General features: G+C 57.7%; 13 protein-coding genes and 1 pseudogene. 7 read left to right on the top strand and 7 right to left on the bottom strand.

Features of this window, described 5'->3' with window-relative positions; translation table 11 throughout:
* The 5 genes and pseudogenes from HNR46_RS18135 to HNR46_RS18115 all read right to left on the bottom strand — a co-directional run.
* A pseudogene (locus HNR46_RS18135) lies at nucleotides 1-919 on the bottom strand (hypothetical protein); the annotation flags it as partial.
* 151 nt (nucleotides 920-1070) lie between these two features.
* The gene (locus tag HNR46_RS18130; RefSeq protein WP_184021466.1) at nucleotides 1071-1898 is read right to left on the bottom strand and encodes a M23 family metallopeptidase; all 828 of its coding nucleotides are present in this window, start codon (nucleotides 1896-1898) and stop codon (nucleotides 1071-1073) included.
* 23 nt (nucleotides 1899-1921) lie between these two features.
* On the bottom strand, nucleotides 1922-3259 hold the full coding sequence (locus tag HNR46_RS18125) for an OmpA family protein (RefSeq protein ID WP_184021464.1): 1338 nt from the start codon (nucleotides 3257-3259) through the stop codon (nucleotides 1922-1924).
* A gap of 38 nt (nucleotides 3260-3297) precedes the next feature.
* Nucleotides 3298-4761, bottom strand: a complete 1464-nt coding sequence (locus HNR46_RS18120) for a trypsin-like peptidase domain-containing protein (RefSeq protein WP_184021461.1) — start codon at nucleotides 4759-4761, stop codon at nucleotides 3298-3300.
* An 84-nt stretch (nucleotides 4762-4845) separates the two neighbouring features.
* The gene (locus tag HNR46_RS18115; protein ID WP_221285272.1) at nucleotides 4846-6558 is read right to left on the bottom strand and encodes a hypothetical protein; all 1713 of its coding nucleotides are present in this window, start codon (nucleotides 6556-6558) and stop codon (nucleotides 4846-4848) included.
* Between the two features lie 127 nt (nucleotides 6559-6685).
* Between HNR46_RS18115 and HNR46_RS18110 the strand changes: the two genes are divergently transcribed.
* Nucleotides 6686-7087, top strand: coding sequence for an acyl-CoA thioesterase (locus tag HNR46_RS18110; protein WP_221285271.1), 402 nt, complete (start codon nucleotides 6686-6688; stop codon nucleotides 7085-7087).
* 21 nt (nucleotides 7088-7108) lie between these two features.
* Here the strand turns inward: HNR46_RS18110 and mnmG are convergent, their stop codons facing one another.
* A complete protein-coding gene (gene mnmG, locus HNR46_RS18105; protein WP_184021456.1) occupies nucleotides 7109-8986 on the bottom strand; it encodes a tRNA uridine-5-carboxymethylaminomethyl(34) synthesis enzyme MnmG in 1878 nt (625 codons plus the stop codon).
* An 85-nt stretch (nucleotides 8987-9071) separates the two neighbouring features.
* Nucleotides 9072-9467 (bottom strand): cytidine deaminase, encoded by a 396-nt coding sequence (locus HNR46_RS18100; protein WP_184021453.1) that lies wholly within the window; start codon nucleotides 9465-9467, stop codon nucleotides 9072-9074.
* Nucleotides 9468-9549: 82 nt separating this feature from the next.
* Between HNR46_RS18100 and HNR46_RS18095 the strand changes: the two genes are divergently transcribed.
* The 6 genes from HNR46_RS18095 (at nucleotide 9550) to HNR46_RS18070 (ending at nucleotide 15740) form a co-directional block, all read left to right on the top strand.
* Complete coding sequence (locus tag HNR46_RS18095) at nucleotides 9550-10122, top strand: DUF6580 family putative transport protein (RefSeq protein ID WP_184021450.1); 573 nt, start codon at nucleotides 9550-9552, stop codon at nucleotides 10120-10122.
* Between the two features lie 50 nt (nucleotides 10123-10172).
* Entirely contained in the window at nucleotides 10173-11249 is a 1077-nt protein-coding gene (gene pdhA, locus HNR46_RS18090) for a pyruvate dehydrogenase (acetyl-transferring) E1 component subunit alpha (RefSeq protein ID WP_184021447.1), read from the top strand.
* Between the two features lie 55 nt (nucleotides 11250-11304).
* Nucleotides 11305-12291, top strand: a complete 987-nt coding sequence (locus HNR46_RS18085) for an alpha-ketoacid dehydrogenase subunit beta (RefSeq protein ID WP_184021445.1) — start codon at nucleotides 11305-11307, stop codon at nucleotides 12289-12291.
* Between the two features lie 175 nt (nucleotides 12292-12466).
* Nucleotides 12467-12856: a hypothetical protein gene (locus HNR46_RS18080; protein ID WP_184021443.1), complete on the top strand. Its 390-nt coding sequence runs from the start codon at nucleotides 12467-12469 to the stop codon at nucleotides 12854-12856.
* 162 nt (nucleotides 12857-13018) lie between these two features.
* Nucleotides 13019-14302: a dihydrolipoamide acetyltransferase family protein gene (locus tag HNR46_RS18075; protein WP_184021440.1), complete on the top strand. Its 1284-nt coding sequence runs from the start codon at nucleotides 13019-13021 to the stop codon at nucleotides 14300-14302.
* A 412-nt stretch (nucleotides 14303-14714) separates the two neighbouring features.
* Nucleotides 14715-15740, top strand: a complete 1026-nt coding sequence (locus HNR46_RS18070; protein ID WP_343076063.1) for an L-threonylcarbamoyladenylate synthase — start codon at nucleotides 14715-14717, stop codon at nucleotides 15738-15740.
* The last annotated feature ends 27 nt before the right edge of the window (nucleotides 15741-15767 follow it).

Here is a 15767-nt window from a genome sequence, read left to right as displayed (position 1 = left end):
ACGCCAGGAAGGTCTCCATTTCTCCTGAATACGGATTCCAGGCCCCGCCGACGAACTCCCCGAAATCATTCACATCATAGAACTGGCTGTTGGCGCCCAAGTCCGAGAATCGAATCCGGGTTCCACCCAGAGTTCCCGCGAAAGGAGTGCCCGACAGCGAGCGGATCGAGCCCACCACATCGCCATGATCGCTGACCCGACGCGGAATCGCCGAAACCATCGCGCCGCCGTCCTCCACCATGAAGGTGCGGGAAAACGCCATCGTCGGGTCCCACACAAATCCATAGCGCCCCGAATAACCGACCACCTCGCCCTTGGCATTCACGTCCAGGGCGACGAGTGGGTAGCGCGAGGAGGATCCCGCCAACCTCGGCACCTGCGACCAGCTCTGGGCTTGCGGGTGCCACAAACACGGCTCGGTGGTGCGGCTCGTCGCGCCATGGAAATAGCCGGTCACCTGGACTAGCAGGATCCCATTGGAGGCACACTCGACGATCTGATAGCTTGCCGAGCTGACCCAGGGAACTGCAGGCAGCACCTGCGAACTCCAGGTGCCGGTGGGATTTCCATAGAGTCCGCCGGTGAGAGTGTGGATCTGGTATTCCTGCAGCGCGGTGACGCCATCGCGATCGAAGTCACTCCAGGCATCCCGGGCGACATCCGGATTGAGATCGTGAGCAAGTTCCCAGGCATTGGGGATGCCATCGCCATCGGTGTCGTTGCTACTCGGCGATCGAAGAAAATCGCTGGGAAAAGGAGTCCACCCACCGACCCCACCCCATTCCGCGGAGGCGGGGAGAGCAAGCAGTAGGGAAAGAGGGAGGAGAAGCCGAAGAGAAAGCGAGAGGGAGCTCGGACGCCGAAGGGAAGAAGAGCGGGATCCTCTCGCGAACGTAGGGGGGAGATTCGCGGGAAGCATGGATTTGTCTGGTTATCAGACGCTTACCCCGAATCAAAAATCCGATCAACCAGGAAAGATGTCGTAACTCATTGAAATGGCGTCATTCCCCAAGGAATCAGGTTTTGTCCGCCCAGAGAAGGGCTCAGAAACCCCCGCATTGCCGGCAACTCTACTCTTTCTGCTGCATGATTTCCCCGAGGCGAGCGGCATCCTCAGGAGAAAGTTCGATCAGATTCCACGGTTGGTCGCGTTGAAGTGCCGAAGGGAGCACGGCCGCAGCGGGCCGATCTTCAGGGGCTCCGCGAAGCTCCAGAATGGCTTCTTCCGGATCGATGCGATTCAGTGGAAAGGAGCTGTAGCCTGCACCCATATCGACACCATCACTCTCGCGCATCTCAAAATGCAAATGGGCCGGATAATAGCCGTTAGAGGTCCCTACCGTACCAATCTTTTGGTCTCTAGCCACCAACGATCCCAGAGGAACGGTGATCTCATGCATGTGCGCATACATGCTTTGCAGCACTTTGCCATCTGCCAAGCGATGAGCCAATACGACGGTATTTCCCCATCCAGGGGATGGTTCCCCCGCATAGATCACTCGACCGTCGGCGACTGCCGTGACGGGGTCACCCAAATCGGTATTCATGCCTCCGATGCCATTGAGATCATCACCTGTGTGATGACCTCCACGGGCTTCGTTCATCTCCCAAAATGGCTGGGCATTGTAGGTGAGGGCCCCATTGGCAGCACCCATCGGGGCATCGAAGCGAACGGCCTCTGGTAAAGCAGCACGATCCCAAGCCGAAAGCTGATGCAGGCGGAATCGAGGTTGGCCATCCTCCGGCAGAAACAAGGGCGCATCGGCTGTTTGGAAATTGGCCAAAGACTCCACCTCGGGCAAATGCGATGAAGGACCCCGAAACACCAACCACCCCACCAAAGCCAGAGTCAGCGTCAACACGATGACCGATAGGGGGTGAAGTCGGCGGATCGACATAGACCAATCAGGAACTCAAAATACTAGAAATCGAGATAAATCTCAGACCGTCGATTGGCACGGCGTCCCGATGGATTGTCGGCACCCGATTCGGTAAAATTTGGCCTCAATGGCTGGCTTGGACCTCGCGCGAGTGTCTCGATCTGGGCTTCCTCGACACCGGATTTCACCAGAAACGACTTCACGGCATCCGCACGGCCCCCCGACAACTGCTCATTGTAGTTTTCACTTCCCAAGGCATCGGTGTGCCCAGAGATGGTGAGCTTCTTGTCGGGATCCAACCGCAGAATGTCGGCCACGATTTCGAGTTGGCGCTCCGTCCGGGGAGTAAGGGCGTCGGAATCAAAATCAAAGTAGAGCACGAGCGTATCGCCGCCTTTGGGATTCTTGAGCAGTGGGGTATAATAGACATCACCCCCACCTAGGCGAGCGGCGTAATCGGCAAGCAGTTCATCAAGATTGATTTCTCGAATCCTCCACCCGTGCTCCGCACTGCGGTCGAGAGTGATCGAGAACTGAGCAATGCCTTGTTCCTCGCCTGAAACCACACTCGCGAGCAGTCCAGCGGTATCTTCCTTCTCGAACATCCCGCGAAGCGGCTTCTCCGGTCTGAGGCGGTAATCGCCTTCTTCAAATAGGATGCAAAGGCCAGCAATCTTGGCGTCGGAGACGCTCGTGGAATCGACGAACTCTCGAGCCTTCTCGAAGTCTTGAATGAGGGTGGCTTGGAGAAAGGCATCGGTGATGCCTAGGGGATCGAGCACTCCCGCTTTTGGCAGCGGGATTCCGGGATTCGGGGGAAACATCAGCCGCTCCACCTTCCATCCGTCTGGCCCACGAACGAGGTCGAGAAAGATCCTTTCACGACCGGCTTCAGCGCCTTCGAGATGCAATGACCACCGCGCACGCGCATTGACCTCCATTTCTCCCACCTCATGCGCCCCATCGGGAAGCAGGCTCTTGAGGGTGCCATTCGCCGCCAGCTCGGCCAGCTTTTCTCGCGCTTCTGGAGTGAGGGCCATTCCACCAATCAGCTGACCAGCTGAATCGAGGTCGCCCGCTTCAAGTGCTTCACCGATTTCTGAAACCAACTGGCGAGGATTGCGCATGGCTTTGCCTGGTCCTGGATTCTCCGGAAGCCGTGCCGCAGTCGAATCCACCGGCTTTTCTTCCATGGCTTCCAAAGGAGGAACCCCCGCCTCCTCTTCCACAGGAAGTTCCGGAGCGAGGGATTCGGCCGCAGGAATCTCGGTGACTTCGGGCATCACCACAGGTTCCTTGGCAAATCGGTTCAGCAGCAGAAACGCGGCAAGCGCCCCGATGCCGAACGCGAGCAGAAGATAGGGAACCTGATGTCTCATCGTCGATTGGGGATGGAAACGCGACTTAAGCGAGTGATTTATCGTTGTTGAGCCAGCGGAGGAAGGGTCACGCGACCGCTGACATTGCCGCGGACAATTTGCAATGCTGTCGATTGAGCGGTGACCGATGCCGCGAGCTGAACCAAGAGATCGTCTTTGCTTCGCACGGCGACGCCATTGATGCCAAAGATCCGATCTCCTGCTTGAAGATGTCCTTCGGCCAGCGAGCCTTTGACGACCTCCGTCACGGGGAGACCCGGCAAGCTGGGATCTTCGTCACCCAAGGTTACGCCTACCTGATCGAGAACCCCTGCGACATCCCTCTCAGGCGCTGCGACCGAACGCACCCCCGCTTCCGCAATCGTCACCTGCAGCGTCTGCACCTCACCCTTTCTCCAGATCTCCACCGGCAACGTGGAGCCGACTTTCGAACGCTGTACCATGTTCAAAAGAGCAGTCACGTTCTCCACCTTCTTCCCATCGTACTGGCGAACAATGTCGTAGGGTTGGAGCCCTGCCGTTTCCGCAGGTGATCCTGCTCCAACGGTTTCGACCATAGCCCCTGTTTCCGTGTATCCCAGCTGGCGTCGAAGCTGCCGATCCAGATTGCTCATCCTCACTCCCAGGTACCCTCGAATCGGCCGACCGCGTTCGAGAATCGTCTGAAGTGCCGTCATCACTTCGTTCGAAGGAATGGAAAAGCCGACTCCTTGGAAACCGGAGTTCACACGTTCGTCTGGGCGATAAATCGCAGAGTTGATCCCGATGACCTCGCCTCTCAAGTTCACCAATGGCCCCCCAGAGTTGCCCGGATTGATGGCTGCATCCGTTTGGAAGAGATCGCGCTGCGTATCGGAAACCGAACGTTCGACCGCGGAGATGATGCCCTGGGTGACCGTCTCCCCTAGGCCAAAAGGGTTTCCAATAGCGAAAACGATCTGGCCACGACGCACTTTCGCCGAATCCCCTAGCTTGAGCGGTTCGAATTCTCCGCCGCCCTCGATTTTCAAGACCGCGATATCGAGAAGAGGATCATCTCCAACGAGGGTCGCATTGTACTTTTCGCCGTTGTGGAGTGTCACCTCGATCTTCTGCTGGTCCTTGATCACATGGTGATTGGTTACGATGTGCCCTTCATGGGTGACAATGACCCCTGATCCTTGTCCCTGGGTCGGAACCGGACGAATCAGTTGGCGACCAAATCCATCCAGCAACCTCTCGGCACGAACGCCACTGGTATCGATCGAGACCACCGATTTGACCACCGCATCGGTCAGGCGGGCATATTCATCGTTGAGTCGTGTCAAAAGCTCGACGTCGTCCAGCTCAAGCGGAGCCGTGTCAGGTAAAGTGTAAGTCTCAGGACGATAGGCCTCATGACTGGGCTCACGACCCAGAAGCTGCTGAAGCCCGCCGGTTCCATTTCGGATGAGAAAAACAGAGGCGAAGGTGCCGAGGAAGACGGCGGCCAACACGAGAAAGCTACGAGTTCCGCGATTCATGCGATGGGGTGGGGTAACGCCTCGAATGGGCCCTCGGCAGCCGTTCAATGCAAGGAAATCCTTCCTCGAAGAGAACCCTCCCTTTCAGGGCGTCGAAGGTGGTGGCATGGGATAGTCCCCTTCGTCACCAATCACTTTCGTCAACCGGAAAAGGGTCTCGCAATAGTTGCGGTAGACAGGTCCGAAAAGCTCAGCGGTGGTGGTGGTGCTCATCACGCTTCGATCATTTCGACGCAATTGCCCGGCCAGCTGTCCGAGAGCCTTCGATGTATTGAAGGCGAGGTCGTGCAGCTCGGCACGATCTGTAATCGCCTCACACAGTCCCTCAATCTCCGCCAACCTCTCCCGGCATTGAGAGTCGGCCTCAAGGAGTGCCTTGGGATCCGCCTTCTCGGCGGCCCAGGGCGGGGACAATACCGGTTTCAACCCCGCCAATGCCATGCGGATCTCCCGCGCATACATTTTGCGCTCGAGCCGACGGGGCCACTGAGAAGAGCTGCGAAGCGCCAGAAGTGAGGCCGATGCATGTTGAGGTAGCTGCGTCACGATGCCGAGCAGTAACTGACGGGTTTCCTCGCGAGCGAGGAAGCTACCCAACGAGTGAGTGCCTTGAGCTACCCGAATTTCATGGAAGTTTCGCTCCGCATCCCTCACCTCCGGTCCTGGATCGATCGCGGCGAGCTGAATGGCTTCGGTCAAATCGCGCGCGAGAAGAAGCTCATGTTGAAGAAAGAAATCACTCTGGTCCAAGGGAATCAGGGCTTTCAACAGAGGCTCGGCTTCTGCTGGAAGAATCCACTTTTCTCCGTTTCCCGGCTCCAGGTGCCGCAAAGTCTCCCAAAATAGTCCAGGCAGAACGAGTCTTCCCTCAGCATCTGCCTCCGCCAGAAGAGTGACCTCCGGATCAAGAGGAACTCCCTGAACGCTTGCCTGGACCAGCATTCGCGCAGCAGCGTCGAATAGAGCAAAGCTCGAAGAAGAGACTCGTGGAGTCTTCTCAACCAGGGTCCATCGCCAGTGGCCTTGAGGAGAGTCCTCAGTTCCGAATTCTGACTGCATCCACGGGAGGAGAGTGTTTCGAAATCGTCCCATGCTCCCAGGAAGCTGAGGAGGAAGCTCCAAAATCATCTCGGGGCTCTCCTCCCCTGGCTTCTGCACTTCGAATCGGAGAAGACCACGAGAGACATCCTGCTCCGATCCATCGGGTTTCGGAGTGACATTGGGGATGCCGATCGAGACTTCGTCCAACTGAGGAGTGATCGCTGGCAGAGGTGCGTTCTCAGGAATCTGAGGTTCGACGGTCGGCCTGGCATCTTGAAAGCGCTCCAAATCGCCCACCCAGGGTTCCCAGCTTTTTGTCGCCATTGCTTCGTGCGCCGTCGGCAGCTCCAAGGCGACAGAAAGTCGCTCGGCTAAGCGATGTCCATCGACACCTGCCTCTGAGTCCAGGAGCCATGCCCAAGCTTTCTGGAGGTCAGCGGGAAAAGGCGCCGATGAAGGTTCTGCAAGAGGTCTTCCCTCTTCCCATGCATCGAGCTTCGCACGAGCTTCGGGACTACCTGGATCCAATGCGAGGGCCAGCCCAAGAAGCTGGGCCGCACGGCGTGCAAGATAGGGATCATCCGAGGGACTGGGGACTCGCTCGATCAATTCGTGAGAGAATCGTTTGAGGATCGCGGCATCCAATGGAACTCGCTCCCTCCTGAAGGGTTCAAGACCCTCCTGAGGTGGAACCCACCGAGCTTCCGCCGTCGCCGTCATCACGAAAGCCCACGCGAGACCGAAAGTTCCTTTCATCGCCATCACCTTGAAACCGTCGGGACGACCCGACAAGGCGACAGATTCAGTCTCCTTCGATCTGGGCGTCGCGCCGACAGGTGGATTCGAAATTGTCGGGAGCTACGGGAGCTTCCAGCATTGCCCCATGAGTGAGATGCCCATCGAATGCACGACGCGTGAAGAAGTCATGTTCTTCGACACCGACTGCGGCCAAGTCGTCCATAACATCGCCTACCTCCGCATGATCGAGACCTGCCGAACCCGGCTCGCAGCGAAAATGGGCATGGATCTCGTCGAAATGACCACATCACGACGATTTCCGGTGGTGACCCGGACGGAAATCGACTACCGGCGCCCCGCCAAACTTGGGGATTGGCTCGTTCTCAAGGGCCGTGTCACCGAGATGGGCGCTGCCCGGTTTTGGTGTGATTTCGAAGTCCATCGAGAGTCCGATCAAGAGCTTCTCATCACATGCCGACAATGCCTCGCGCTCGTTCAGATGCCCGAGGGGCGGCCCGTGCGCCTCCCGAAAGAGTGGACGCACTGACACAGACCAAGCTTGGCCTCCTCAGTCCTCGGAGCGCTCGGGGGGGCGTCCCTTCTCCAACCAGATGGCCAGAACGGCGACGTCAGCGGGTGTGATGCCAGGAATCCGTGCCGCTTGGCCCAGGGACCCGGGTCGGATTTCGGCAAACCGTTGCTTCGCTTCGGTCTTCAATCCTCGAATCTCATGGAAATCGAGAGAAGCTGGAATCCGCTTCTCTTCTGCACGAGACATCCGATCGACTTGAACCTGCTGGCGCTGGAGATGGCCCTCGTACTTGAATTCCGTCTCAATCAGAGGCCAATGTTCCACGTGGAACTCTTTCAGCAGTTCGGCGGGCAGGTTTTCCCACCGGTTCTCGACCCTGCGGAACCAATGATCGAGTTTCACGCCCTCATGGGTGACTCGCCGTCCGAAGGCCATGGCCTGATCCAGTGAAGTCTGCTTCTCCCGAGCTCTCTCCACCCGGCTGCCGGTTGCCAGACCGACCTCTGCGGCGAGAGGGGTGAGTCGGAGATCGCCATTATCTTGGCGGAGCAAAAGTCGAAACTCCGCACGGCTCGTGAACATCCGGTAAGGTTCTGTGCATCCCTTGGTCACCAGATCATCCACCATGACCCCCAAATACGCCTGATCCCGCCGAAGAATCAGCGGCGCCTTGCCAGCCACTTTGAGGGCGGCATTGGCACCCGCTAACAATCCCTGTCCCGCCGCTTCTTCATAACCTGAGGTCCCATTGATCTGACCGGCGAAATAGAGGCCCGACACCTTCTGAGTTTCGAGCGTGGCCTGAAGCTGTGTTGGAGGGCAATAGTCATACTCCACGGCGTACCCCGGTCGCAGGATCTGGCATTGCTCCAAGCCTGGAATGGTCCGCAGGAAGGCAAGTTGAACCTCGTAGGGCAATGAGGTGGAAACTCCGTTCACGTAGTACTCTTCGGTGTGCCGTCCTTCAGGCTCAAGAAACACTTGGTGCCGTTCCTTCTCTGCGAATCGCACCACCTTGTCCTCAATGGAGGGACAGTAGCGAGGTCCCACCCCTTCGATCACACCGCAGTACATCGGTGATTGGTCCAAATTCTCTCGAATGATGTCGTGGGTTTCAGGCCGGGTGTAGGTGATCCAGCAGGGAGATTGTTCCATGTGGAACATCGGGTCGCCCCAGGGATTCAGCGTAAACAGGTCGTTCGGTCCCCTCTCGAGACTGTCAGAAAGATACGAGAACCGCGGTGCCGGAGTATCGCCGTCCTGTCTTTCACACTTGGAAAAATCGAGGGACCTACCGAGGAGGCGGCATGGGGTTCCCGTTTTGAAACGTTCCACGTGGAACCCTAAATGCCGGAGAGAATCAGACACGGTCGAAATGGCATCCCCCATGCGACCCCCCTTCTCGTTCCGCAAACCCACATGCATGAGCCCACGCATGAAGGTTCCTGCGGAGAGTACCACCGCTTTGGCATCAATGTGCATCCCAAGCGACGTTGTCACCCCTTGAACCGCGTCCTCCACCACTCGGAGTTCCGCCACATTGCCCTGATGGATTTCAATGCCTGGCGTCGTCTCCAGAATCCACTTCATCCGAAATTGATACGCCTTCTTATCGCACTGGGCACGAGGTGCGCGCACTGATGGCCCTTTGGAAGCGTTCAACATGCGAAACTGAATTCCGGTAGCATCCGTATTCAGTCCCATGGCACCCCCTAAGGCATCGATCTCACGGACCATGTGTCCCTTTGCCAACCCGCCAATGGCCGGGTTGCAGGACATTTGACCAATCGTGTCCAAATTCTGAGTGAGAACGGCGACTTCGGCACCAAGCCGTGCGGCAGCCAAGGCTGCTTCCAGACCAGCGTGGCCTGCACCAATCACCAGGACATCATAGGATTTCGGGTAACGAAACATGCGGGGCCGCGAAGCTAGCAGTGCTCCTACGGGAAACAAGACCATCCAACGTTCCACGTGGAACATGAATGAAGTGCCAGCTCCCTCAATCTCCCCTTCGATCAAGAATGCCTTCTCGAGCACGAGGAAGGAGATCCTCCAAACGAAAGACCTCAGACCGATGCCGATTCACCAGCCAGACTTCCGGATTCCCAAATTCCGCCAAGACCTGTCGGCAGGCTCCACACGGGGAAATGGGAATCTCCGTATCCGCCACCACCACGACCTGACAGATCTCTCGCACCCCCGCAGCAACCGCACTCCCCAAAGCAACCCGTTCCGCACAGTTCGTCAGTCCAAAAGAAAGGTTCTCAACGTTGCAACCTTGAAAGCATTGCCCCTGGGATCCCACCAGCACAGCACCCACCCGAAATTGCGAATAGGGAGCATAGGCATGCTCACGCACCTCCCAAGCCAACTCGATCCATCGTTCAAGAGACATTGCGCAGCAATTGCAGGAATTCGCACGGCCTGGCGATCATTTTCGACTCGCACCTGACTGGCGACTGCGACATCCATAGGACATGCGCACGACATGGCTTGCCTCCGCGTCCGTCTTGGTTCTTTTGGTCGCCTTCCGCCTCATCAGCGCCGCGGGCTTCCTTCCGAACTTTTCGCCCCTTCCCGCGATCTTTCTTTGCAGCCTGATCTTCTTGAAGGGCCGCACGGCATGGATTCTTCCACTTCTTGCTTGGTTGGTCTCGGATCCCTTCGTTTCCCTGATCCAAAAATCGCCGGTCCTCGGTTACCACCATCTTGCGATTTTCACGGGTCTTGCCACTGTCGCCGGCATCGGAGTTTTCCTGCGTCGCCGCCCCACTCCTCTCGTCGCCCTTGGTGGCTCTCTTGCAGCATCCCTGCTCTTCTATGCGGTGAGCAACACCTTCTCGTTCGCGACCGATCCGATCTATTCGAAGACACTGGAAGGATTTGTCCAGGCTCAGTGGACCGGACCCGTTGGCTTCGGACCCACTTGGCTTTTCCTTCGTAACTTGGCTCTGGGAAATTTCCTCTTCACCGGACTTTTCGTGGCAGTTCTCTATCCCTTCCAACTTCGGAATCGCTCGATGGTACAAGGATCTGTTCAGCATTCGTGATCGGATAAGCCTTGCCTCAAACCCCGCCCCGCCCTAAGTCGGGTCTGCCTATGTATTCCGCCGATACCCAGCAGCTCGACTTCGCCGGCTCGCCGATCAATCAGGCACTTGATGCCAAACAAAAGGTCGGGCTCTATCGAAAAATGGTGCGAATCCGCCGCTTCGAACAAGCGGCGTTGAAGTACTACAACGCCGGAAAGATGGGGGGCTTCCTCCACCTCTATATCGGTCAGGAGTCAGTCGCGGTCGGCACCCTCTCCCTCTGCGGAGATCACGACCACAACATCACCGCCTATCGTTGTCATGCTCACGCCCTCTCCGTGGGCATGAGCATGAACGAATGCATGGCGGAGCTTTACGGCAAAGCGACCGGATGCTCGAAAGGCAAAGGCGGTTCGATGCACTTTTTTGCCCCTGACAAGAACTACTGGGGTGGCCACGGGATCGTTGCTGGCCAAACTCCACTGGGCCTCGGACTCGCCTATGGCCTCAAATACAAGGGACTCGAAGGTGCTGCCCTTTGCTATCTTGGCGATGGCGCCGTCAACCAAGGTGCCTTCCACGAATCTCTCAACCTTGCCGCCCTCTTCGAGCTCCCGGTCGTCTACGTCATCGAGAACAATGGATACTCGATGGGCACCTCCCAAAAACGCTCCTCTTCCTTCAAAGGTTGCCTCGCTCAACGAGCCGAAGGGTATGATATGGAGTGGGACCTGGTGAATGGAGCCGATCTCTACGAAGTCCGCGCCAAGACCCACATTGCCATGGAACGGGCTCGCAAGCAGCACAAGCCCACCATCCTCGAGATCGCAACCTACCGTTACTACGGTCATAGTATCGCCGACGCGAACCACAAGAAGTACCGGACCCCCGAGGAAATCGAAAACTACAAGCAGAACCACGATCCCATCCGGCTGTGGGAGCGTCGCCTTGTCGATGAAGGCGTCCTCACCGACGACCTCATCAAGGAGATCGACCTGGAAGCCAAGCAAGAGGCCGCTGCTTCCGTCGAATTCGCCGAAAGCTCTCCGGCTCCCACAGTCGATTCGATCATGAACGACGTGTATTGGGAAACCGACAACCAAACCGACGCCTCCAAGGTCGGCCGCCACTTCTTTACTGATTGATTCCTCCTACGACGCCACTTGCCGTCTTGAACCGGATCACACGATACTTCTTCTGATGTCCCGTACTCTGACTTACCGCGAAGCCATCCGCGAAGGCCTCGACGAGGAACTCGCCCGCGACGAAAATGTTGTTATCCTCGGCGAGGAAGTCGCCCAATACAACGGTGCCTACAAAGTCACCGAAGGCCTATGGGCCAAGTGGGGTGACAAGCGCGTGGTGGACACCCCGATCTCCGAAGCCGGATTCATCGGCATGGGAATCGGCGCCTCCATGCTCGGCGTCCGCCCTGTCATGGAACTCATGTTCTGGTCCTTCCACTCGGTGGCCTTCGACCAGCTCGTGAACAATGCCGCCTGCGTCCGCTACATGTCTGGCGGCCTGATCAATGTTCCGATCGTGATGCGCGGCCCTGCCAACGGCGGAAACAACGTCGGCGCCACTCACTGCCACGTCCCTGAAGCCCTTTTTGCGTCCTTCCCGGGTCTCAAGGTCTGTGCACCCGCGACACCCGCGGATGCCAAAGGTCTGATCAAAGCCGCCATTCGCGACAATGATCCGGTCTACATCATGGAAAACGTCCTTCTTTACGGAACCTCCGGTGAAGTCCCCGACCCCTCCGAAGGTGACCACGTCGTTCCCCTCGGGAAAGCAGACTTGAAGCGCGAAGGCAAAGACGTGTCCATCATTGCTCACGGTCGCTCCGTACTCCAGGCCCTCGCAGCCGCAGAGACTCTCCAACAAGAGCACGGCATTTCCGCAGAAGTTCTCGATCTCCGCTCGATCCGTCCGCTGGATGTCGACGCGATCTTAGCCACCGTCCGCAAGACCAATCGGGTCGTCCTCGTCGACGAGTCGAAGGGCTTTGGTGGAGTCTCCGCGATGGTCTCCCACGTCATTCAAGATGAAGCCTTCGACTACCTCGATGCACCCATCAAACGCGTGACCACTCTCGATGCACCTGCGACCTACTCGCCCCACATCGAGCCCCATCAACTCCCCAATCCGGCTCGCATCATCGAACGCGTCCTTTCGATGGGTTGAATCGCCCAACGGCGAATCCAACTCCACAACCGGCTAGATTTTTCGTTGCCTCCTTGCTCACTCCCCGTAGCATTCCAGCAATGTTGAAACTTGTCCGTCTCCTCGTCGTTGCGGCCGCATGCTTCGCGGTTTCCTCGTGCTGCTGCCTCTTCTGACCACCTTCCTACTATCCCACATGAAAAACCTGACCCTGCTCCTGTCGCTCGTCGCCATCTCCCTTGGCTTCAGCTCCTGCTGCTCCATGTTCGGCGTGAAGAACCTCTTCGCCGGCGTGTCTGAAGAAACCTATCAAGCCAAGGTTTGCGGCTACGACGTCGTCCGTGAGGAAAAAGTCGTCGACGCCAAGTCCGGACTTGTCGAAGTCACCGAAAAGAAGGTGCCTCGCTACGAGACCCGCACCAAGAAGGTGTTCGTCAAGTGCCCCACGTGCACCCGCTTCTACTGCCTCAAGGAAGGCTGCTGCGGCTCCAACACGGAAGCCGCTCGCAAGATGGCCACGGCTCAAGGTTCTTCGGGCAGCCCCCACCTCGGTCTGATCCCGACGATGAAGCCGATCACTCCCTGATCGCTTCTCTCCCTTTGATTGCATCTTCAGCGGAGTTCCGGATCCCCGGGCTCCGCTTTTTTCGTCCCATCATCCCGAGAATCCATCACAGCCCGAAAAACGCTGGATTTGCCTCCTTCTTCGGACAAGCCTCTCGCCGGAGCCCTTTCCTAATCACGATCCATGGCTATCAATATCGAAATGCCCAAGCTCTCGGACACCATGACCGAGGGCACTCTCATCAAATGGCACAAGAAGGTCGGCGACAGCGTCGAGATCGGCGACATCGTCGCTGAAGTCGAAACCGACAAAGCGACCATGGAAATGGAAGCCTTCGACGAAGGCACCATCACCGAAATCCGCATTCAGGAAGGCGAAAAAGCTCCGATTGGGGGCGTCCTCGCCGTGCTGGATGGTGACGATGCCGGATCCGAAGCCGCCGCCCCAGCCGAAACGCCTCAAGCTCAATCCGAAGCTACCCCTGCAGCAACGGCTACCAGCCCAGCACCATCCCCACCTTCCCCGATCACCGAATCCGGTGACCGGATCAAGGCGTCTCCCCTCGCGCGCAAAATCGCCGCGGAAAAAGGCGTCGACCTCACCACTTTAGAAGGATCGGGTCCTGCAGGCCGAATCGTCAAAGCCGACGTCGAGGGTGCCAAAGCTGGAACGAAAAGCACTCAGGCCTCTGCCGCCGAAGGCCTCGCAGCCGCGGCGAAAGCCAAGGCCGCAGCGCCAGCTCCCGCTCCTCAGGCCATCCTCCCCACCGCCAAGGAGGGCGACCAAACTCTGCCTCTCTCGTCGATGCGGCGCATCATTGCCGACCGCCTTCTCACCTCGAAGCAAACCATCCCGCACTTCTATCTCCACGCAGAAGTCGACATTGCTCCGCTGATGGCGTTGCGCTCTCAGGTCAATTCCCAGGCCGAGCAAACCCACGGAAACAAGTATTCCGTCAACGACTTTGTCCTCAAAGCCGCCATCAACGCTGCCCAGGCAGTGCCAGAGGTGAATGCTTCCTTCGCCGGCGACTCCATCGTCCAATTCGCAAGTGTCGGAATGTCGGTAGCCATCGCTGTCGAGGACGGCCTGGTAACCCCCGTGATCAAAAGTGCTGAAACCAAGTCCCTCCTCCAGATCTCCAAAGAAGTGAAGGACATGGCCGCCCGGGCACGCGACAAAAAGCTCAAACCCGCCGAATTCGATGGCGGAACCATTACGGTTTCCAACCTCGGAGCTTGGGGAGTGGAGTTCTTCGATGCGATCGTCAACCCACCCCAAGCACTCATCGTAAGTGTCGGGGCAGGTATCGAAAAACCCGTCGTAAAAGACGGCCAGATCGTTCCCGGATTGCGCATGAATGTCGGCATCAGCTGCGACCACCGAGTCGTGGACGGCGCAGTGGCAGCTCGCTTCCTCGCCGAAATGAAGAAGCTTCTGGAGCAACCCGCTCTCATGCTGATCTGATCCAAGTCCGAACCTCAAATTCTGACGGCGTCCTCTTCCAAAGGAGAGGGCGCCGTTTTTGTTTCGCCTGATGCAAATCGATCCACTCCAATGCTAGGTCACGGTCCGAAGTTACCCACAGAGACGAAGGTGGGTTCTTAAAAACCCTGAAAGAGTTCTTCTTCTTCACCTTGGGAATAACTCCAAAAACTTGGAGTTCCACTTAGAGGCATCAGCGCTCCACGCTTCCAAAAGCTGTGGGAAAACCATCGGAAAACCGTGAGTGAGGGGGATTCCGGGGAAAGCCCCAGAATCTTCTCCCGAGAAAACCCCGGGTTATTCCCAAAGCATTCCCCATGAGAACCACCCCGAGCTCTCCTGGATCTCCAAACCCCGACTTGCCGCTCTGCATTCTCCCGGGTATCCCAACCGGGTGGACGAGACGCGCATCATCCAAGCTGAAGACGACGACATGAAGGATGCTGTCCGTGAGGCAGTGGCCCTCCTTGAAGGTGGCGACATCGTCGCTCTGCCCACCGAAACCGTTTATGGCTTAGGCGCAGATGCCTTCAATCCTGAGGCGGTGGCTAAGGTCTTTGAAGCCAAGGAACGCCCGAGCTTCGATCCATTGATCGTTCATATTTCGCATGCGCGGCAGCTCGAAGAAGTCGCCGTCGTTCCTCCTGAAATCGAAGAAACGGTCCGGAAGTTGATTTCAGCCTATTGGCCGGGCCCCTTGACCTTGGTCCTGCCGAAAACCGATCGCATTCCCGATCTCGTGACTAGCGGCCAACCGACGGTCGCTGTTCGCCAGAGTGCCCATCGGGTCTTTCGTGGTATCGGCAAGCAGCTGGGTCGCCCAATCGCAGCGCCCAGTGCCAATCGATTCGGTCGTATCTCCCCTACCTCCGCCAGTGCCGTGATGAAAGAACTCGGCGGTCGCATTCCTCTCATCGTCGATGCAGGTGCCTGTCGTGATGGACTGGAGAGCACGATCATTCGCATCGAGCCGGGCGAGAAAAAGCCGGTAATTCATGTCTTGCGGCCTGGGCCAGTGACCAAAAAGGAGCTGCAGAATTTTGGGCGGGTGATCGTCGAAAAAAAGCGATTGATCGATGCCCCGGAAGCTCCCGGCCAGTTGGCCAGCCACTATGCGCCGCGGACCCCACTTTTGATGTTCGAGCGACCCGATGATTTTCACCCTGAGGCTGGGAAACGTTACGGGTTGCTTTCTTACAAGGAAGATCCGAAAGCCGGTTATCTCCATCGCCACGAGTGGGCAGTGGTCGAAGCTCTCAGCCCCGGGAGCGGAAAACTCGCGGAGGCTGCCGTCCGACTTTTCCATGTGATGAGGGTGCTCGATGAAGCAGGTCTCGACGCGATCGTTGCGGAACCTGTGAGCGAGACAGGATTGGGCCAAGCGATCATGGATCGATTGCGCCGGGCCTCGACGCCATAATCCCCTCCTCCTCGATTTCTCCCCAGT

The sequence above is a fragment of the Haloferula luteola genome (genome assembly GCF_014201715.1).
GTDB lineage: Bacteria > Verrucomicrobiota > Verrucomicrobiia > Verrucomicrobiales > Akkermansiaceae > Haloferula > Haloferula luteola.
This window is presented reverse-complemented; position numbering and strand designations above follow the sequence as displayed.

Excerpts from the sequence above, each read along its gene's own strand:
- HNR46_RS18080 (WP_184021443.1), top strand. The coding sequence starts at position 12,467 with ATGAAAAACCTGACCCTGCTCCTGTCGCTCGTCGCCATCTCCCTTGGC.
- HNR46_RS18085 (WP_184021445.1), top strand. The coding sequence starts at position 11,305 with ATGTCCCGTACTCTGACTTACCGCGAAGCCATCCGCGAAGGCCTCGAC.
- mnmG (WP_184021456.1), bottom strand. The coding sequence starts at position 8,986 with ATGTTTCGTTACCCGAAATCCTATGATGTCCTGGTGATTGGTGCAGGC.
- HNR46_RS18120 (WP_184021461.1), bottom strand. The coding sequence starts at position 4,761 with ATGAATCGCGGAACTCGTAGCTTTCTCGTGTTGGCCGCCGTCTTCCTC.
- HNR46_RS18075 (WP_184021440.1), top strand. The coding sequence starts at position 13,019 with ATGGCTATCAATATCGAAATGCCCAAGCTCTCGGACACCATGACCGAG.
- HNR46_RS18115 (WP_221285272.1), bottom strand. The coding sequence starts at position 6,558 with ATGAAAGGAACTTTCGGTCTCGCGTGGGCTTTCGTGATGACGGCGACG.
- HNR46_RS18100 (WP_184021453.1), bottom strand. The coding sequence starts at position 9,467 with ATGTCTCTTGAACGATGGATCGAGTTGGCTTGGGAGGTGCGTGAGCAT.
- HNR46_RS18095 (WP_184021450.1), top strand. The coding sequence starts at position 9,550 with ATGCGCACGACATGGCTTGCCTCCGCGTCCGTCTTGGTTCTTTTGGTC.
- HNR46_RS18125 (WP_184021464.1), bottom strand. The coding sequence starts at position 3,259 with ATGAGACATCAGGTTCCCTATCTTCTGCTCGCGTTCGGCATCGGGGCG.
- HNR46_RS18130 (WP_184021466.1), bottom strand. The coding sequence starts at position 1,898 with ATGTCGATCCGCCGACTTCACCCCCTATCGGTCATCGTGTTGACGCTG.
- HNR46_RS18110 (WP_221285271.1), top strand. The coding sequence starts at position 6,686 with ATGAGTGAGATGCCCATCGAATGCACGACGCGTGAAGAAGTCATGTTC.
- pdhA (WP_184021447.1), top strand. The coding sequence starts at position 10,173 with ATGTATTCCGCCGATACCCAGCAGCTCGACTTCGCCGGCTCGCCGATC.